This is a genomic window from Serratia sp. KG1D, from assembly GCF_037150675.1.
In the GTDB taxonomy this organism is placed as follows: domain Bacteria; phylum Pseudomonadota; class Gammaproteobacteria; order Enterobacterales; family Enterobacteriaceae; genus Serratia; species Serratia nematodiphila.
This window is the reverse complement of record NZ_JBAGIH010000001.1, coordinates 2397765-2416311: the sequence shown is the minus strand read 5'-3', so window position 1 is coordinate 2416311 and position 18547 is coordinate 2397765. Positions and strand designations below refer to the sequence as shown.

Here is an 18547-nt window from a genome sequence, read left to right as displayed (position 1 = left end):
CAGTCCGCCGTTCTACCGACTGAACTACAGAGGAATCGTGTGAACGGGGCGCATCATATCCAGCGGCTCCGGGTGTGTCAACGCTAAATTGCCCCAGGCGGTGCGACTGCTCGGTATCTGAGCAATACGCCCGTCAATCAGCCCATTGCGCGTCGTTTTCCGCCTGGTCTCGCAGCAGGCGCGCCAGCGGATCCTGGCGGTAGAAGCGGCAAAAGTGCTGATACAGCGCCGGGAAGCGTTCGGCCAGCAGTTCGGGAGCGCTGAAGAAATACTCCGACAGCACGGCGAAGCACTCGGCCGCATCGGTGGCGGCGTAGGCATCCATGCTGGCGGCCTCTTCGCCGACCATGTCGATCTCGTCCTGCAGGCTTTCCATCGCGGCGTGCAGATCATGTTCCCAGGCGGCCACCTCGCGCAGCGGGATCGGCGGCACGCCGGTGGCGACGCCGCCGTTGCGCATATCCAGTTTGTGCACCGCTTCGTGGATCACCAGATTGAAACCGGAGAGGTCAAAAGAGTCCTGCACGTCTTGCCAGTTGAGCACGATCGGCCCCTGTTCCCAGCTTTGGCCCGACTGCACCACCGGCCCCGAGTGCACCAGACCGATCTCGTCCTGCCATTCGTCTTCCACCACGAACGGGGTGGGGTAGAGCAGAATTTCGTTGAAGCCGTCGAGGCATTCCGCGCCCAGCTCCAGCACCGGCAAGGCGAACAGCAGGGCGATGCGCGCCTGCATTTGCGAGGTGAGCTGCAGCCCCTGCAGCGGCACGATGCGCTTTTGCTGCAATATTTGCCCGGCGACGGCCACCAGCCGCTGCCGCTCCTGCTCATTCAGCGGCGAGAGCAGCGGGATCGCCAGCGCGTCCTGCCACTGGGCCTCGATGTCTGCCTGGGATTGAGAGGGTTGAGTCGCTTTCCACGGCCATTTAATCATCAGGTTGCTCGTAAACTCATCACTTGAACGTTCAGCGGTATGCTAATGCTGTAAAAATGCCGCAAAAGCGGGCATGATAGCAAGCGTTGTCAGGAGAGATGCCGGAGCGGCTGAACGGACCAGTCTCGAAAACTGGAGTAGGGGCAACTCTACCGGGGGTTCAAATCCCCCTCTCTCCGCCACTTTACCCCGCGTTATTCCCCCATTGAATCAAAATCCTTTTCTTTCGCTAATGCTTGTAAACCGTTGGATATGAAACCGGTTTGCGTTGGCCGAGATCCTTTCCCGCATTATAACTCGTGCAATATCAACGAATAGCATTTTGCGATTATGTTCTTCATTTTGTGAGCCACGTTGCGCTTGAACCCGGTGCGGCGCTTGCGGCAAGCCCAGTGCTATGCATGCCAATCACGCTGAACGTGTGAAACCGTCACGGCGATAATGCCTGCCGGCAGGGGCGTGCACGGCCTGAGTCCGCTATCCCTTGAAAAGTTTGCCAGACTGACAACATGCCCAACGCCTCCAGGATAGAGTGTATTTACACGCGATTTTTTGCGCACTAATATGTGTGCACATGCACATAAATGATCAGTCTCCTGCCCGAAACGAGGGCTAAAGAAGGGGCTGACCGCCTGGAGACTGGAGGACTTGCCATGAGTTTGCTCGATTGCGCACTGGATTTTCGTCACTTCATTGAGGAATTGCGTCGCCGAAACGATTTGGTCGACGTGCATCAGGAAGTTTCCGCCGACCTGGAGATAGCGGCTGTCTGCCGCCGGGTCTATGAGCAACGGCTTTCGGCTCCGCTATTTCATCATGTGGCGGGCGCGATGCCGGGGGCCCGCATCCTCGGCGCACCGGCCGGCATGCTCGCTTCTGCGGAACATGCCTATTCTCGCCTCGCCCTCCATTTTGGGCTGCCGCCGGAGAGCGCTCCGCGGGATATCGTGGCGGCGATTCGCCGGGCGGTGAAGGCGGAGCCGTTTGCGCCGGATTATTGTTCGACCGGCCCGGTGAAAGAGAATATTTGGCGTGGCGACGAGGTTGATCTGGAACGCTTCCCGGTACCGCTGTTGCATGAACGGGATGGCGGGCGCTATTTCGGCACCTACGGGTTCCATGTCGTGCAATCCCCGGACGGAAAGTGGCATAGCTGGGGAGTCGGCAGGCTCATGATGCTCGATCGCAATCGTCTCACCGGCCCGGCGATACCCACCCAACACATCGGCATGATCCGTGAAATGTGGCGCCGAGAAGGGAAACCTACGCCGTGGGCGATGGTGCTCGGGGCGCCGCCTGCCGCGGTGGCGGTCGCGGGGATGCCGTTGCCGGCCGGCGTCAGTGAGCCTGACTATGTCGGCGCGCTGCTCGGTAAAAGCGTCACGCTCACCCAAGCGGAAACCAACGATCTCTGGGTGCCGGCCAATGCGGAAATTGTGCTGGAAGGTGAAATCAGCCTTACGGAGAGGGCGCTGGAGGGGCCGATGGGGGAGTATCACGGCTATCAACACCAGCAAGGCCATGAACAGCCGGTGTTTCATGTGCGTGCGGTGACGTTTCGCGATGACCCCATTTTGCCGATTTGCGTCGCCGGCACGCCGCCGGAAGAAAATCATACGATCTGGGGCACCATGATATCAGCTCAGCTGCTGGAAACCCTGCAGAGCGCGGCCTTGCCCGTTGACTTTGTCTGGTGTTCCTATGAGGCGGCGACCTGTTGGGCGGTGGTCTCCGTCGATATCGAAAAACTGGCCGGAATGAATGCCACCGCGGCGGATTTTGCCGGCAAGGTGGCGGAAGTGGTCTTCGGTTCGCATGCGGGCTACCTGATCCCCAAACTGATACTGGTCGGCAATGACATTGATATTGTCGATATCGATCAGGTGGTTTGGGCGTTGGCCACGCGCTCACATCCGGCGCGCGATCATTTTATCTTCCCGGACGTACGCGAGTTCCCGATGGTGCCGTACCTGACGGAAGAAGACAAGGCGCGCGGTAGCGGCGGCAAAGCCATCATCAACTGCCTGTTCCCCGAGCAGTTCAGCGGCGTAACACGTGCGGGTACCGCCTCTTTCAGGCACTCTTATCCGGAACAGGTCAGGGCAAAAGTCGAGGCTAATTGGAAACAGTATGGATTCTGAAAAAAAAGGCGCGCAGAGCGGCAGACGGGGAATGGGATTGCCCAATGGCGCGCTTTACAGGATGACGGAGGTGGTGCGTCACCGCGAAAAACGGCTGTCTGCGTTACTCGCTTTGCAAGGACTCAGCCTCCATGAGTGGCGCGCGTTGCGCATTCTCTACAGCTTTCCGGGCGACGTGGCCATGAGCGAGGTGATAGCGCATTCGCAGACCGATCGCACCGCGCTAGGCCGTACGATCACCCAACTGGTTAATCGGGGGTGGGTCGCGCGCTTCCCCGATCCGGAAGATAAGCGCGCGGTATATCTGCGCGTCATGCCGGCGTCTCGTCCCATTTTTGACCAGGCGAGGCAATGGGTGGCGGATTATGACGCACAGCTGATGGCCTGTCTGGATGATGCCGGGCTCAGTGCCCTGGATGACGCACTGCAACGCATGATGCTGTTCATCGAGCACGCGTAGTCCGTTCCGGCGAAAGCCAGCGCCGTATTTCCCGAGTGACCTCATCGCGGTGTTGTACTGTTGCCCGCGGGTAAGGTAATTTGCTGAGGGCATGATGACTGAGGCAGGGGCCAACGGACATGAATGAAAGGATCGACTACCACATCGAGAAATACCACTTCGCGCCGCTGGATGAAGCCCCGCGGCTCGCGCGCCAGTGGAGAGAGGTGTTGAACGAGTGTCGCCAGACGCAGGCCGGGGCGGAACAGCGTCTGCGCATTGCGCTGCTCAACGTGGACTATGTGACCAGTTTCGAATTGCCGTTTCGCTTATTGCTGGTGCGGGCGCCGCAGCTGATTGCCGGCCTGCGCGATGAGCTGTCGATCAGTCAAAAAAATGTGGTGTTCAACGGCAAGCGCTTTGGCTGCGTTTACAGCCTGAAAAGCGATTTAAGCGACGTGCCCGAGGCCTTCCAATATGGCCTGTCGACCCGCATTCACCGAACTTCGGCGTCGGGCGTGGGCGCGCTGCCTTACCGGGAAATCGCCAAAGCGCTCAAGGCGCCGCGTGAGCGGCTTAAGCTGGCGCTGGAGCAGGGGCTGCGCGTCACGGCGCTGGACGGACTGTTCTGGTTCGGCATACAGCGCATCGCCGCAGAAGTGCGCAGGCTAAGAAAAACCGGCATGACGATCGTGACGGCGGAAACGGAGATTTTCGACACCCTGACCGGCACGACGCGCCAGGTTCCGGTATACCGGTTGGCCGATCGTTAAACGCCGCTTCCGCACAGCGGAGGTTCAAACCAAGAACCTCCTTATTAATGCTACCGCTTACCGATAGGCTTCATTCCGCGCGATCGCGTATTTGCCGCTGCCCAGCAGCAGGATGGCGAGTCCACCCATAAAGAACACCAGCTCGTTTTCAATGCCCCAGGCGCCGACGTCGGTGACGGTGAAGACCTTGCCGGTGCCCACCATCAAAAACGCCACCACCAGCGTAAAGGCGTAAACCAGCGCGGCGGGGCGGGTGAACAGCCCCAAAATGATCAGTATCGGCGCCAGGATCTCCCCCACATACACGCCATAGGCGATGAAGGCGGGTAACCCCTGTTCCTGCAACGCCCCGGCGATCCAGCCGACGCCGTGCTGAATCTTCGCCACGCCGTGAAACAGCATCAGCCCGCCGAAGGTTAGCCTGAGCGCCAATTTGCCGGCGTCCGGGTGGTCAAAAAAGCGAGTGAATGCCGCATTAAGTGACTTAACCATGGCTTTTTCTCCTGAATAGGAATGATTTTCAATCAATATATCAGTCGGATGAATGCGAAAGCTGTTCTGGATCAGGAAAACGGCGGGCTTGGCGTTAAATCGCCGGGCGAGGCCGGCGGTGCGGCCTGATTTTTAGGTGGAATGACCTGTGCGCACGGGCCGAACCGGGGATGAGAAAAGTCATCGGCAGAGGTGGCCCGCCGCGTAGCCCATCTCTTTTCTGTATGTGTTGGCTACCCGATTTGCGTTTTCATCAAGGATTGTCAAAGGACAGGCAACGTAAAGATTCATAAGGTTTTTTTGCAGCAATGAAAAGGTGCGCGTTTTCGCTTTAATAACCCAATAGAGTTACCTTTATTTTTATTTTGAACCGCTAAATCATTAACGCTTTTTTTCGGCCTTTTTATTGGGAATTATCTTGCTTATTTTGCCTTGCGAAAGTTGATCCTGTGGGGCGTACGGCCTGTGGCGGGTTTTATTTTTATAGATTTTCTTATTTTTTGATGACAATTCAATGCCGAAGAGAATGAGGGAGATTGACTGAGGGGGTTATGAGGGGGGGTAAATTCCCATGAACTATTTTTCCTGGCGTAAAAGTAATCGATTCAGCGCTGTTTTAAGTTATTGAATTGTTTATTTTATGTATATTGATTTGTTATTTTTTTATTAAAAAAATAATATTTTTTCTTGATATTGGGTTTGCCTTTGCTAGTATCAAATTAGTGGTCTTATCAGTTAGGGAAACATTTCTTGTATATGGAACAGATCGCTGGTCTTAACACGGTTCCTGTCGTTGCAGCGCTTACGTGGTTATTTTGCCGTTATAGTAAATGATATCTCTAATGCCACTTTAGTCTGCGAGACTCTTTACCGCAGTGATGCTTTTGCCGCGGTAAGCCGTATGAGAACACACACAAAGGGGAATTGAATCTTAAATGATTCTGATCATTACCCTGAGTTAACTATAAAAGAATGATGCTTTATCCACCAGGCTGTTTGTGTACCAATAGGTATTCGGTGCACCACGGCGGAATGTTAATCTGTGCTTTAGCTTTAAAATTAATAATCAAAACTCTCGCCAAATTGTTTATTTTCACACCAGGTTTCGCATGTGTAAGTACTGAGTGCTGGAAATGAAAGTCACACTGCCATCGTTTTCTATTGATCATTGCGTGCTACCCGCTTGCAAGAAACGACTGGCTGTCATGGTCTTATGAAAAAATTTCACTATTTACTGTGGTTATCATTTGCCAATTAAATTATTTGTATCCAGTGGTATTACTGGAATTATCCTACCAAGGATGAAACGTTGTTTTTAGGGCAGTTTTTGATTTTTTTCCTATTCTTAGCTTGCATAATTATCGGTTGCAATTTATTGATTTTGAAAGAAAAAAATAAATATGTAAATGTAAAATAGTTTAAACCGATCACTGTGATTCTATTGATAGGCTCAATCTATTATTGTTGTTAATATTAATACATCTAAACAATTTGCGAGCTTGGTGACGACTAACTTACGCTAAAAGGACTCTGGGAAAGACTGGCGAACGTAAAAGCCCGCTTTATTAGGCTTTATGTTTCTAGTGCTGATTGAAAAGGATATCAGGCCATGAATGAAGTCATCTCAACGGAAGTGAATGGCGTCGAATTTGATCCACGATACAGTGAAATTGAATTCACGCTTTCGGAATATGACAGCCAAACCGATCCGCTTAATGCCGTAGACAATGCGCGTGATATCAATTGGCACGCCATTCGCGAGCAGTCTGCCGCGTTGCTGGAACAGTGCTTCGATTTACATGTCGTGCTGTGGTTTATGCGCGCCAATCTTCATATCGACGGTTTTTCGGCCTTCTACCAGGGCATTAAGGATATTGACGCCAAATATGCCGAGGAGGGCGCCACCATTTTCCCTCAGGCGGACATGGAACCCTCATCGGACAGCTTTCATGCGGCCGCATTAGGGTGGCTCGCCACATCGTCCTGTCTGCACGAAATCAAGAACAGCAAGATTTTTCCCGACACGCCGTTAACCACCGACGAGCTGCTGAATATGCGGCTTGACGAGCAGGAAGGCAAAAGCCTGCATTTTTCGGAGGTGGTAAAGGTGCTGGGGCAAGCCGACAGTTATTTTGCCGGCAGAAATCTGCCTTCGCTGAAAGAGCAATTGGCGCTGGAAATCGATGCGCTGGAGCGCGTCGAGAATTACGCCAATCTGCAGGCTGAAGATTATCGTTTGGACTGTCGGCAGGTGCGCGACTATTTGAAACAGTTCAGCCGCCAGCTGGCTTCACTGGAACAGCAGGAATTGCCGGCTGAACGGGATGACGCGGAGATTGACTCGCCGGATGCTGACGCGCCTGTCGCCATGCCCGGCAAATATATCCGTTCCCGGCAGGATGTCATCTTGCTGTTGGATCAGGTTTTGGACTATTTCCAAAACTATGAGCCCAGCCATCCGGCCCCCATTCTTATTCGACGTTCACAAAAAATGATCGGTATGGACTTCGCGACGATTGTTGAGGAGCTTTTGCCGGAATCTCTGGCCTCGTTAAATCAATTGTCCGGGAAGTAATTTTTATCACAAAGGAGTTTTCCAATGGCTAAGGACTCAAGCTCTCAGAAATTTATCGGTAAAAATAACGCGCCGCGCGTGCAAATTGAATATGACGTAGAGCTTTACGGTTCACAAAAGAAAGTGGAGTTGCCCTTTGTTACGGGGGTCATGTCCGATCTCTCTGGGCATCGGAAAAAGCCTTTGCTGCCGATCGAAGAGCGGAAATTCCTGACCTTCGATCAGGACAACTTCAACGATCGCATGCGCGCCATCAAGCCTCGTCTGCAATTTTACGTAGAGAACACCCTGAGCGAAGACGATGCGTTGCTGGACGTGGAATTGGAGTTTGAATCGATGGATGACTTCACGCCTGGCGCCATCGCCAAACGGGTTCCGCAGATGCAACGCCTGCTTGAAGCCCGGGAGCATCTCACGGAGCTGATCACCTATATGGATGGTAAATCCAGCGCGGAAGAGGTGGTGAAGAATCTGCTGGAGAAACCCGATTTTCTGCATCGTTTAGTGACGGATGCGCGTAAAACGGTCGCGGATGCGGAACAGGATGTGCAGGATCCCGGCAATAAAGGAGATGAGGAATGAGAGCGAGGCAACGACGCTATTCGGCTAAGCAGCAGGCTACGGCAGTCGCTGAAGTTGAAACGCAGGACACGGAAAATGAGCTTGACGGTTTGCTCAAGCGTTCATTCCGGCCCAGAACGAACGAGGCTTCGGAAGCGGTTCGTCGGGCTATCGGCACGCTGTCCGAATATGCCAACAAAGGCAAGGTCAAGGTCAGCCAGGATGTCGTATTGACCATTGAATCGTTGATTGCCCAGATCGACGAACAGCTTTCGCAACAGATGAACAATATCTTGCACCACAAGGAGTTCCAGAAGCTGGAGTCCGCCTGGCAAGGTCTGAGTTATCTGGTCGATAACACCAACGTCAGCGAAACGCTCAAGATCCGGGTGTTGAACATCAGCCAGGATGAGCTGACGCGCAATTTGCGCCGCTATCGGGGCTCCGCCTGGGATCAAAGCCCGGTGTTCAAACAGATTTACGAACAGGAATATGGTCAGTTCGGCGGCGAGCCGTTCGGTTGCATCATCGGCGATTTTGAATTCGATCACAGCCCGATGAGCGTCACGCTGCTGACCGAGTTGGCGAAAATTTCCGCGGCGTCGCACTGTCCGTTCATTTCCGCCGCGTCGCCGTCGCTGCTGCAGATGAGCAAGTGGAACGAACTGGGCAACCCGCGGGATATCGGCAAGATTTTCACCACGCCGGAATATGCATCCTGGCGCCGCCTGCGCGAAAGCAACGACTCGCGTTACCTGGTGTTGACGATGCCGCGTTTCCTGTCGCGTTTGCCTTACGGGGCGAAAACCAACCCGATCGAAGAGTTCGCTTTCGAGGAGTCCGTCAGGCCGGATGTGGATGATGATTTTTCCTGGGCCAACTCGGCGTATGCGATGGGCGTCAACATCAACCGCGCGTTCCATGAGTACGGCTGGTGTTCGAAGATTCGCGGCATCGAATCCGGCGGCTCGGTGGAAGAACTGCCCGCCTACGCGTTTCCTTCCGATGAGGGCGGATATGAACTGACGTGCCCGACGGAAGTGGCCATTTCCGATCGGCGCGAGCAAGAGCTTTCCGACGCCGGGTTCTTGCCTCTGGTCTATCGCAAGCATTCCGATTTCGCCGCTTTTATCGGTTCTTGCACCATGCACGCGCCGGCGAAATACGAGGATCCCGACGCGACGGCCAACGCCAAGCTGTCTTCGCGCTTGCCTTATATTTTCGCCACGTGCCGATTCGCGCACTATTTGAAATGCATCGTGCGCGACAAAATCGGTTCTTTCCGGTCCAGGGACGATATGCAGCTGTGGCTGAATGACTGGCTGATGAACTACGTCGATGGCGATCCTTCCGTATCGACCGAGGCGACCAAGGCGCGTCGTCCATTAGCCGCCGCCGAGGTGCGCGTTGAGGATGTGGAAGACGATCCGGGTTATTACCGCGCGCATTTCTATTTGCGCCCGCATTACCAGTTGGAAGGCATGACCGTGTCCTTGCGACTTGTATCAAAACTTCCGTCAGCCAAAAAAGATGGGAGCAGATAAGTTACGGCTGGTCATTGGTTTGGATATTGCCGACGTTAATTATTAAATGGCGTTGGTGGGAATTGATGTTTCATTGAAATCTAGTGGCGCTGTTTTTTACGCTATTGCTATTTATTAATGGCTAATGGGTTCTCATTGTCGCTATTTCAATGATCGCGTAGGCAATATAACGACTTATCTGAATAGACTTTTCAATTAACGAAGTAGACCTATCAGTCAAGGAGACAAAAAATGAGCACGAAAGCTTTAGTAGACTATTTTTTGAAAATTGAGGGTGTTGATGGTGAATCACCCGACCAAACCTACCCTGGCTGGATTCAGCTGCAAGCCTGGCAATGGGCGGAAGAAAACGCCGGCCGTTGGGGGTTCGGGAGCGGCGGCGGTTCAGGCAAAGTCGAGATGAAAGACTTTGAGTTTCGCATGGTGAGCAATAAGGCTTCGCCGAAACTGTTCCTGATGTGCGCCACCGGCGAGCATATTCCTCAGGCAAAACTTGTTTGCCGTAAATCAGGCCAGGGTCAGCAAGACTTCATTGCCGTGACCTTCAGCAACTGCCTGGTTTCCTCATTCAAGACCGTGGGTAATATGCCGCTGAATTCCACCATCGGTACTGAAATCGATACCGTGCTGCCAACCGACGTTATCAAGCTGAATTTCGCACGTATCGAAGTTGAGTACAAAGAGCAAAACAATGATGGCTCCATGGGTGCGGTAATTAAGACGGGGTATGACCTCAAGCTTAATGCCCGTATCTGATCATTGATGTCACAACACTAATTGCAGGCTGTCTGCCCGCAGCGATTGCGGGCAGACATAAGCCTTATCGCGAGGTGTTAAATGAAAGCGTCATTGCCCATGCTATTCGATAAGCTCAGCGTGAGACATCAAAGCGCCAGCGCCGATAATTGGCGGCGTGTTTTGGTGCGTGATATCGAATTTTTACTGAATGACGCATCGCGCAGCGCTGATTTGAAACTTCATGATTATGCGCACAGCGAAAGCTCGGTATTGAATTATGGCCTGCCGTCGCTGAGCCAACGCATACCGATTAATACCGATCCGTTAACGCTGGCGAGACATATACAAAGAATCATTACTTCGTTTGAGCCGCGTCTGGATCCGAAAACGATTCGTGTGGTGCCTGTAGTGAATGAACGCCAATCGTATGTGCTGGCGATTTTATTCGATATTTATGGCACCTGCTCATTACCGGGTGACGAAATGCTGGTTAATTTGCGCATCGCTCTTGATTATTCCTGTGGCGCCGTACACGTATTTGATTAATAGGGGTGACTATGTTCAGTGAGCGCTTTCTCCAATTATATAATGATGAGCTGCGTTATTTTCGCGAGGCCGGTCGTCAGTTCGCCTCTTCTCATCCCCAGGTCGCCCAGCATTTAGGCATGCATATCGACGGCGTGCTGGATCCTTTCGTTGAGCGTCTGTTGGAGGGCTCCGCGTTCCTTTGCACCCGCATCCAGGAAAAGCTGAACAATGAGCAGCCGGAATTTGCCCTGCAAATGCTCTCACGCCTGGCGCCGCTGTGGTATACGCCGGTTCCCGCGATCGCCACCGTCGCGATTAAGCCCGATCTCTCTTTTCCCCAGTGGCACAGCCAGGTTGACCTGCCGCGCGGGAGCCGCATGACCCTCAACGATATCTCGCTGAACAACAAACCCGCCACGTTCACCACGGCGCGGCATATTAAAGTGCAGCCGGTTGAGATTTCACTGGCGGAATGCGAGATTTTGCCGCCGCACCATTTGCCTGACGGCGCCGCCAGACACATGCAGGATTGCTCGGCCTACGTCAGGATATGCCTGACGACGCACGGCGTGCTTCCCGTCTCGGAGCTGGATCTCGAGCCGCTGCACCTGACGCTGGCGGAAGATACGGTGCGGGCCAATCAACTGCTGGCCGCGTTGCTTAATCGCACCTTGCGCATCGTGCTATGGGCGAAAAGCGACGACCGGCCAATCGTCAAAGTCCTGCCGCCGGACAGCTTGCGCCTGGGCGGCGTCAGCGATGAAGAAGCCTTGTTGCCCACCGTGGTGGGGGAATTGCCCGGCAACCGGCTGATGCGCGAATACTTCGCCGCGCCAAGCCGCTTCTTCAGCCTGGAGTTGCATGGCGTGCAGGATTTTCTGCGTCAATGTGAACGCGTTCACGAGTTCGAGATCTTGTTCGCGCTGGAGCAACGCCCACTCACTCTGATCGGTCGCGTCAACGCCAGGGATTTTCATCTTTTCGCGACCCCGGTCATCAACCTGTATCGCCGCCATTGCTCGCCGGTGCTGCTGACGGATGAGCGCACGGAGCACCAGCTGGTGGTCGATCGTTTGAACACCTCGCTGTATGAGATACACAGCGTAAAACAGGTGAAAGGCATGCTGCCCGACGGCAACCCGGTGATTTTCTCTTCGCTGCAGGCCGACGTGCAGTACGACTGCGAGCGGGAGCCGGCCGGTTATACGCTGCACCGTCGCCGGGAGCCGTCGCCCTCCAAGTACAACAATCCGCACCTGCCCAACGAAGATACCTTCATCGCCATCTCGCCGGGCAAAAGCGGCATCGACATCGACGACATCACGTCGCTCAGCGTCGAGGCGCTGGTCTGCGAACGGCATCTGGTGCCGGCGCACCTTCAGCAGCCGCATTTCCAGCTGGAAACGGCGATGCCGATCCACCAGGTGGAGATCGTCCGCTACCCGAGCAACCCGGTCGCGGTGCCGAACATCAGCCAGGCGTGGCAGGCGATTCAGATGCTGGCCTCCAATCCTTTGCGCCATGCGCGCCCCGACGTTCAGGATTGTTCGGCGCTGTTGCGCGACTGGCTGTCGTTGTTCTGCCATCAGGATGACTCCAGCCAGCGCAAGCGCATCGCCAGCATCAAAAACGCCTGGGTGGAGCACCACTTCGAACGCAATCAGGGGCCGGGGCCGCTGGCCTGGATCCGCGGAGCCGAGATCGCCGTCAACTTAAGCGCCAACCATCATGCCGACCACGGCGCCTATCTGTTCGGCAAAATATTGCACCACGCGTTGAGCCAATACGGCGACCTGAACCAAACGTTAAGCATGAAGCTGTTGCTGGATGGGGAAACCCACGCCGACTGGGGGGCGCTCTACTATGGCTGATATGTCGTTGATGCGTGAAACGGCGCTCTCGTTGGAACAGGCGCCGACGCCGGGGGCGCAAAGCGAAAGCGCGGACCAGGCCGAAATCCGCGGGCTGTCCAATCGACAGGATTTTTTCGAGCTGCTGCGGCGTATCGAACGCGCGCAGCCGGATGCGCCGCGGCTCGGCGTCTCCAACGATCGCAGCCGCGAAAGGCTCTGCATTACCCAGCCGGCGGATATGGCGTTCGCTTCGCGTGAAATCGCCTCTATCGTGCAGCGCCCTAAGCAAGTGCTGATTCAGGCGCGGCATTTCGGCATGTTCGCCCCCTACGGCCCGCTGCCGATCCATGTGACCGAGCACGCGCGCACCGAAGTCATCGCCAGACGCAACCAGGCGTTCCAGCAGTTCGTCGGCATCGTCAGCCAGCGCTTCGCCGTATTGCACTACCGGGCCTGGGCGCAGCTGAAGGCGATGATCGGCCATGAGCATGACGATGACAAAAACCCGTTCTTGCGCCATTTGCGCCAGACGGTGGGCGTCGATACGGCGCTGATGGTGAACCCGCATGTCCAGCGCCTGCGCGAGGCGTATCCCGGCACTTATCTGCCCGGCCGCCGCTCGCTGCGGCAGCTCAACAAGATGTTGGCGGCCTACTTCGCCGTTCCCATCACGATTACGCCGCGCTACGCCAAGTGGATCGACGACGGCAAGCAAAGCGGCAGCCAAAAGTTGGGCAAGTTGGGCAGCACGCGCATCGGCAGCCGCTTTTTCGATGCCCAGTACGGCGCGCATATTCAGATCGGCCCGCTGGGGGCCCCGCAGTATCAGCAGTATCAGCGCGGCAGCCGGCGGCTGCAGGCGCTGGTGAGCATCTGTCATGACTTCACGAGCCATCAGCTGATGCTGGACGTCAGCCTGCTGATCGCCACGGAGCCGGGCATGGCGGCGCAGCTGGGCGGCAAGTCGCTGAGTAAAGACAGCTGGCTGAAACCTAAGACAGGGACGTTTAGGCAGCTGGTTTATCAATCAACAACTTAATATAAGGAAATTTAAGGTGTATCAACGAGAACGTCTTTTTTCGCGATTGGGCCACTTTGCTTATCAGTCATTCGTCGAAGCGACCAAGCTGTGCCGAACCTTCAGGCACGAATACGTGGAGCTGGAACACTGGCTGAAAGTCCTGGTGGACAAGGAGCGCGGCGACCTGCCGCTGATCCTGGCGCACTACGCCATCAACAGTCAGCGCATCAGCGATGCGTTGGATCGCATTCTGCATACCTTGCCGAACCGCACGAATGCGGTGGTGGATCTGTCGACGCAACTGGAAACGGTGGTGGAAAGAGGGCTGCTGATGAGCCAGCTCGCCGAAACGCCGTCCGGCGGGGTGCGCACCATTCATATCCTGGTCGGCATTCTGCAGGATCCCACGTTGCAGCGCAGCCTGTACCGGCTGAGCGACGAGTTCAAAAAACTGCCGATCCCGCAGCTGTTCGACGATTATCCGGCGATTCTGGCGGAGTCCGTCGAGCATGAGGAAGAGGAAGAAGAGGTCTACAGCGCCCACGGCGATGCGCCGGAGGCGTCCGAGACGGTCGATATTCTCGATAAATGGTGCGCCGATCTGACCCGCCAGGCGCGCGACGGTGAAATCGACCCGGTGATTGGCCGCGAAGCGGAGCTGCGCCAGGTGATCGACATCTTGCTGCGTCGCCGGCAGAACAACCCGATTTTGGTGGGCGAAGCCGGGGTCGGCAAAACGGCAGTGGCGGAAGCGCTGGCCTGCAAGATAGCCCAGGGGCAGGTGCCGCCGCTGCTGCAGGGCGCCCGGCTGCTGTCTTTGGATCTGGGGCGCATGCAGGCCGGGGCGAGCATGAGGGGCGAATTCGAATCGCGCCTGAAAGCGCTGATCGACGCCATCGCGCATTCGGCGGTGCCGGTGATCCTGTTTTGCGACGAGGCGCATACGCTGGTGGGCGCCGGCGGGCAGGCCGGCACCGGCGACGCCGTCAACCTGTTGAAACCGATGTTGGCCAGGGGGGCGCTGCGCATGGTGGCGGCGACGACCTGGTCGGAATACAAACAGTTCATCGAGCCGGACGCCGCGCTGACGCGCCGTTTCCAGTACGTGTTGGTTTCTGAACCCGACGAAGAGAATGCGGTGAACATGATGCGCGCCATCGCCCCGCATTTTGCGCAGCACCACAGCGTCAAGATCCGCGAGTCGGCGCTGCAGGCGGCGGTGCATTTGTCGCTGCGCCATCTGCCGTCGCGACAACTGCCGGACAAAGCCATCAGCTTGCTGGACACCGCCTGCGCGCGGGTGGCGCTGAGCCAGCATGCGCTGCCTGAAAAAATCGAGTCGCTCGAGGCCGGGTTGGCGGTGAAGCGCACCGAAATGAACGGCCTGCAGGAGGAAAGCAAATTCGACGATCTGGCGCTCAGCCGCATCACTGAATTGCAGCAGACCCTCAGCGATATGGAAGGCGAACTGGCTGCGCTGCGTCAGCGGCAGGCGCAGGAGCAACAGGCGGTCACCACCTTGCTCGACGCGGAGCGGCAGTCGCCGGAGCGCTTGCCGCAGTTGGCCTCCGAGCTGGGAGCCTTGCAAGACGGCGGCCTGCCGTTGGTGTATCCGTGGGTGGATGACCGCGTCGTGGCGGAGGTGTTGTCGGATTGGACCGGCATCCCCACCGGCCGCATGCTGCAAAGCGATCTGGACAATGCGCTCAATCTCAATCAACTGCTGAGCCGCCAGATATTCGGCCAGCAGACGGCGATCGATGAAATCGCGCAGGCGGTGCGCATTTCCCGCGCCGGCATTCAGGCGCACGATCGGCCATTGGGCGTTTTCATGCTGTCCGGCCCGAGCGGCGTTGGCAAAACGGAGACCGCGTTTGCGCTGGCGGAGGCGATGTACGGCGGCGCGCATAACCTGATCGTCTTCAATATGAGCGAGTTTCAGGAATCGCATACCGTTTCCACCCTGAAAGGGGCGCCGCCGGGCTATGTCGGCTACGGCAAGGGCGGCAAGTTGACGGAGGCGGTGCGCCGCAAACCTTATTCCATCGTCTTGCTCGACGAATTCGACAAGGCGCATCCCGATATCCACGAGGCGTTTTATCAAGTCTTCGACAAGGGCGTGATGGAAGACGGTGAGGGCCGCATGATCAGCTTCCGCCAGTGTTTCATTTTAATGACGAGCAATATCGGCGCCGGCGAAATAGAAGCGACGCTGGCGGAAACGCCGGATCTGAAAACCGAAGCGCTGCGGCCGATGCTGCACGACGTGCTGGCGCGCTTCTTCCCGGCGGCGCTGTTGGCGCGCATGAACGTCATTCCCTACGTGCCGCTTTCTACCGAAGCGATAACCCATATCGCCACCAAACAGATTTCGCGTTTACAACAGCGTTTGCACAAAGAAGTGGGCGTGTCGCTGGTGCTGGAAGGCGACATTCCAGGCTGGATAGCCAAACGCATCAGCGCCCATCCTTCGCGCGGCAGAGCGGTCGAGTCGCTGCTGCAGCAGGCGATTTTGCCGCCCATCAGCAATGAAGTGCTGCAGCGCAAACGGACGGGACAGGAACTGCAGAATATCCAACTCATGGTCGAGAACGATAGTTTAAGTGTTTATTTCGACTGATTTTTAATTTGCCGCCGGCCCGTAAACGCGGGGCGGGGTTCGATATCGGATCAGAGAGGTTGTTATGCCTTTAATCGAAATTGATAACCCGGTGTTAGCCGAATTAAATGCGTTTCCACTCAGCTTCACCACCAAAGAAGGGTTGTCGAGCAACTCGCAATATACGCTCGAATTCGAATGTGAACAGGCGGACGTTGATTATGAATCTCTGCTGGGTCAAGGGATCAGCATTCAAATAGAAAGGCCGGATTTCGGCGCGCGGCCGTTTTACGCTTACGTGATCGGCGCCTCCGATTCGGGGCAGCATCAGGATAAGTTCGTTTATAAGCTGGAGCTGAGCACCTGGCTGTGGTTTTTGATGCAGAACCGCAACAGCCGCATTTTCCAGGATTTGAACGTGCTCGACATCATCGAGCAAATCTTCTCGCGCTACGGTTTTGCCGACTACCGTCTGGATATTCAAGGCACTTATCCGACGCGTGAATATTGCGTGCAGTTTTCCGAAACGGATTTCGCGTTTATCAGCCGCCTGCTGGAAGACGAAGGCATCTGGTATTACTTCGATCACGCCGAGGATAAACACACGCTGGTGATCACCGACCGGCAGAATTTCGACGATCTGGATTTTGGTTACGCCGTGTTGCCGTTCATGCCGGACAGCGAAGAAAACCGCGCCATCCGCGAAGGGATCCAGCGCATCCAGCGCTCCCGCAAAGTGCGCCCGAATGAAATCGTGCTGCGCGACTTCGACTTCCAGAACCCGCGCAAGAACCTGCAAACCAAGGTGGAAGAGAGCCGCCTCGGCCTGCAGAACACCCCGTTGGAGTGGTACGACTACGCGGCGGGTTATGTGGATACCGAACGCGGTGAAAACCTGGCGCGGCTGCGCCTTGAAGAAATGCAAAGCGACGGCCATCTGCTGTTTGGCGAGAGCAACGCCGTCGGGCTGATGGCCGGCAAGGATTTCTCCTTGATTTTGCACCCGGACGCCAACCGCAACCGCCGTTTCAAGCTGACTCGCTGCGACTATGTGTTCGTGCAAGACGGCCCGGACAGCAGCAGCGACGGCCGCAACGTCACCTGCCGTTTCAATGCGTTGAACGACGACGTGCCGTTCCGCCCGCTGCGCGAAACGCCAAAACCGCAGATGCCGGGCATCCAGAGCGCCACCGTGGTCGGCGCGCCCAACTCCGAAGTGCATACCGACAAATTTGCGCGCATCCGCGTACATTTCCACTGGGATCGCTACAAAACCACCGAGGAAGACAGCTCTTGCTGGATCCGCGTGGTGCAGGCCTGGGCGGGGAAAGGCTGGGGCGTGATCGCCATGCCGCGCGTCGGTCAGGAAGTGCTGGTGACCTATGTCGACGGCGATCTCGATCGTCCGATGGTGACCGGGATTGTGTATAACGGCGACAACCCGCCGCCTTATCAGTTGCCTGAATACATCAACTACTCGGGCATGGTGTCGCGTTCGCTGCGCTTCGGCAAGCCGCAGCATGCCAGCCAGTTGACCTTCGATGACAACCGCAACAACGAACGCGTCATGCTGCATGCCGAACGCGATCTGCAAACCACGGTGGAGCGCAACCAGGCCACCGAGGTGGGAATGGACAAGTTTGACATCATCCGCCGCACCTTTACGGACTGGTTCACCAACCACGTCTCTTACAAGGATTACGTCTTCAGCATTACCGGGTTTGACGCCTCGATTAAAGGCGTCAGCGCGTCGATGACCGGCGTCAGCCTCACCGCCACCGGCGTGAGCACCTCGTTCACCGGCGTCAGCACCTCGTTCACCGGTGTGAGCACATCATTTACCGGCGTCAGCACTTCGTTCACCGGGCTGAGCACGTCGTTTACCGGGCAGAGCACCAGCTGCACCGGCGTGTCGAACTCGATGACCGGCGAAAGCAACTCCTTCACCAGCATCAGCAACAGCATGACCGGCGAAAGCAACAGCTACACCACGGTCAGCACCAGCCAGACCGGCAGCAGCACCAGCTTTACCGGCGTCAGCGTCAGCACCACCGGATCGTCGACCAGCACCACCGGCTGCAGCATCAGCACCACCGGATCGTCGACCAGCACCACCGGCTGCAGCATCAGCACCACCGGCAGCAGTGTCAGCACCACCGGCAGCAGCGTCGGCACCACCGGCAGCAGCGTCAGCAGCACCGGCAGCAGCGTCAGCAACACCGGCAGCAGCGTCAGCAATACCGGCAGCAGCACCAGCACGACAGGGGTGTCGATCAGCTATACCGGCGCGTCACTGTCCGAGACCGGCGTCGATTTGAAAAAAGTCGGGATGCAAAGCAAAAACTAACG

14 protein-coding genes and 1 tRNA gene are annotated in these 18547 nt (G+C 56.3%); 13 read left to right on the top strand and 2 right to left on the bottom strand.

The genetic code is table 11. From position 1 onward, the window contains the following. Positions 1 to 133: 133 nt before the first annotated feature. A complete protein-coding gene (gene mtfA, locus WFM45_RS11745; RefSeq protein WP_004935401.1) occupies positions 134 to 934 on the bottom strand; it encodes a DgsA anti-repressor MtfA in 801 nt (266 codons plus the stop codon). Positions 935 to 1026: 92 nt separating this feature from the next. Here mtfA and WFM45_RS11740 point away from each other — a divergent pair. From WFM45_RS11740 to WFM45_RS11725, 4 genes are all read left to right on the top strand, one after another. After that, positions 1027 to 1116: transfer RNA gene (locus WFM45_RS11740), tRNA-Ser, on the top strand. Positions 1117 to 1587: 471 nt separating this feature from the next. Then, a complete protein-coding gene (locus WFM45_RS11735; protein WP_082996635.1) occupies positions 1588 to 3075 on the top strand; it encodes a UbiD family decarboxylase in 1488 nt (495 codons plus the stop codon). Beyond that, on the top strand, positions 3065 to 3535 hold the full coding sequence (locus WFM45_RS11730; RefSeq protein ID WP_156865887.1) for a MarR family winged helix-turn-helix transcriptional regulator: 471 nt from the start codon (positions 3065 to 3067) through the stop codon (positions 3533 to 3535). Before WFM45_RS11735 ends, WFM45_RS11730 begins: the two co-directional genes overlap by 11 nt. Before the next feature lie 119 nt (positions 3536 to 3654). Beyond that, entirely contained in the window at positions 3655 to 4287 is a 633-nt protein-coding gene (locus tag WFM45_RS11725; protein ID WP_234721092.1) for a helix-turn-helix domain-containing protein, read from the top strand. Positions 4288 to 4344: 57 nt separating this feature from the next. Here the strand turns inward: WFM45_RS11725 and WFM45_RS11720 are convergent, their stop codons facing one another. Next, positions 4345 to 4779: a DoxX family protein gene (locus tag WFM45_RS11720; RefSeq protein WP_015378393.1), complete on the bottom strand. Its 435-nt coding sequence runs from the start codon at positions 4777 to 4779 to the stop codon at positions 4345 to 4347. Positions 4780 to 6388: 1609 nt separating this feature from the next. On the opposite strand from WFM45_RS11720, the gene WFM45_RS11715 reads away from it, so the two are divergent. From WFM45_RS11715 to vgrG, 9 genes are all read left to right on the top strand, one after another. Beyond that, positions 6389 to 7354 carry a type VI secretion system protein TssA gene (locus WFM45_RS11715; RefSeq protein ID WP_004935378.1) on the top strand — a complete coding sequence of 322 codons (966 nt, stop codon included), beginning with the start codon at positions 6389 to 6391 and terminating at the stop codon, positions 7352 to 7354. 24 nt (positions 7355 to 7378) lie between these two features. Continuing rightward, positions 7379 to 7936 (top strand): type VI secretion system contractile sheath small subunit, encoded by a 558-nt coding sequence (tssB, locus tag WFM45_RS11710; RefSeq protein ID WP_004935376.1) that lies wholly within the window; start codon positions 7379 to 7381, stop codon positions 7934 to 7936. Further along, positions 7933 to 9459, top strand: a complete 1527-nt coding sequence (tssC, locus tag WFM45_RS11705; RefSeq protein WP_004935371.1) for a type VI secretion system contractile sheath large subunit — start codon at positions 7933 to 7935, stop codon at positions 9457 to 9459. Before tssB ends, tssC begins: the two co-directional genes overlap by 4 nt. Before the next feature lie 231 nt (positions 9460 to 9690). Continuing rightward, positions 9691 to 10215: an Hcp family type VI secretion system effector gene (locus WFM45_RS11700; RefSeq protein WP_004935369.1), complete on the top strand. Its 525-nt coding sequence runs from the start codon at positions 9691 to 9693 to the stop codon at positions 10213 to 10215. An 81-nt stretch (positions 10216 to 10296) separates the two neighbouring features. Then, entirely contained in the window at positions 10297 to 10743 is a 447-nt protein-coding gene (locus WFM45_RS11695) for a type VI secretion system baseplate subunit TssE (protein ID WP_015378391.1), read from the top strand. Positions 10744 to 10754: 11 nt separating this feature from the next. Next, entirely contained in the window at positions 10755 to 12596 is a 1842-nt protein-coding gene (gene tssF, locus WFM45_RS11690) for a type VI secretion system baseplate subunit TssF (RefSeq protein WP_004935363.1), read from the top strand. Continuing rightward, positions 12589 to 13617: a type VI secretion system baseplate subunit TssG gene (gene tssG, locus WFM45_RS11685; protein ID WP_336955656.1), complete on the top strand. Its 1029-nt coding sequence runs from the start codon at positions 12589 to 12591 to the stop codon at positions 13615 to 13617. The genes tssF and tssG overlap by 8 nt, the downstream gene beginning before the upstream one ends. Before the next feature lie 16 nt (positions 13618 to 13633). After that, positions 13634 to 16219 carry a type VI secretion system ATPase TssH gene (gene tssH, locus WFM45_RS11680; protein ID WP_015378389.1) on the top strand — a complete coding sequence of 862 codons (2586 nt, stop codon included), beginning with the start codon at positions 13634 to 13636 and terminating at the stop codon, positions 16217 to 16219. A 64-nt stretch (positions 16220 to 16283) separates the two neighbouring features. Next, positions 16284 to 18545, top strand: a complete 2262-nt coding sequence (vgrG, locus tag WFM45_RS11675) for a type VI secretion system tip protein VgrG (protein ID WP_004935351.1) — start codon at positions 16284 to 16286, stop codon at positions 18543 to 18545. Positions 18546 to 18547: the final 2 nt, after the last annotated feature.

Excerpts from the sequence above, each read along its gene's own strand:
- tssB (WP_004935376.1), top strand. The coding sequence starts at position 7,379 with ATGGCTAAGGACTCAAGCTCTCAGAAATTTATCGGTAAAAATAACGCG.
- WFM45_RS11695 (WP_015378391.1), top strand. The coding sequence starts at position 10,297 with ATGAAAGCGTCATTGCCCATGCTATTCGATAAGCTCAGCGTGAGACAT.
- WFM45_RS11735 (WP_082996635.1), top strand. The coding sequence starts at position 1,588 with ATGAGTTTGCTCGATTGCGCACTGGATTTTCGTCACTTCATTGAGGAA.
- mtfA (WP_004935401.1), bottom strand. The coding sequence starts at position 934 with ATGATTAAATGGCCGTGGAAAGCGACTCAACCCTCTCAATCCCAGGCA.
- WFM45_RS11720 (WP_015378393.1), bottom strand. The coding sequence starts at position 4,779 with ATGGTTAAGTCACTTAATGCGGCATTCACTCGCTTTTTTGACCACCCG.
- WFM45_RS11715 (WP_004935378.1), top strand. The coding sequence starts at position 6,389 with ATGAATGAAGTCATCTCAACGGAAGTGAATGGCGTCGAATTTGATCCA.
- WFM45_RS11730 (WP_156865887.1), top strand. The coding sequence starts at position 3,065 with ATGGATTCTGAAAAAAAAGGCGCGCAGAGCGGCAGACGGGGAATGGGA.
- tssC (WP_004935371.1), top strand. The coding sequence starts at position 7,933 with ATGAGAGCGAGGCAACGACGCTATTCGGCTAAGCAGCAGGCTACGGCA.
- vgrG (WP_004935351.1), top strand. The coding sequence starts at position 16,284 with ATGCCTTTAATCGAAATTGATAACCCGGTGTTAGCCGAATTAAATGCG.
- tssF (WP_004935363.1), top strand. The coding sequence starts at position 10,755 with ATGTTCAGTGAGCGCTTTCTCCAATTATATAATGATGAGCTGCGTTAT.
- WFM45_RS11725 (WP_234721092.1), top strand. The coding sequence starts at position 3,655 with ATGAATGAAAGGATCGACTACCACATCGAGAAATACCACTTCGCGCCG.
- tssG (WP_336955656.1), top strand. The coding sequence starts at position 12,589 with ATGGCTGATATGTCGTTGATGCGTGAAACGGCGCTCTCGTTGGAACAG.
- WFM45_RS11700 (WP_004935369.1), top strand. The coding sequence starts at position 9,691 with ATGAGCACGAAAGCTTTAGTAGACTATTTTTTGAAAATTGAGGGTGTT.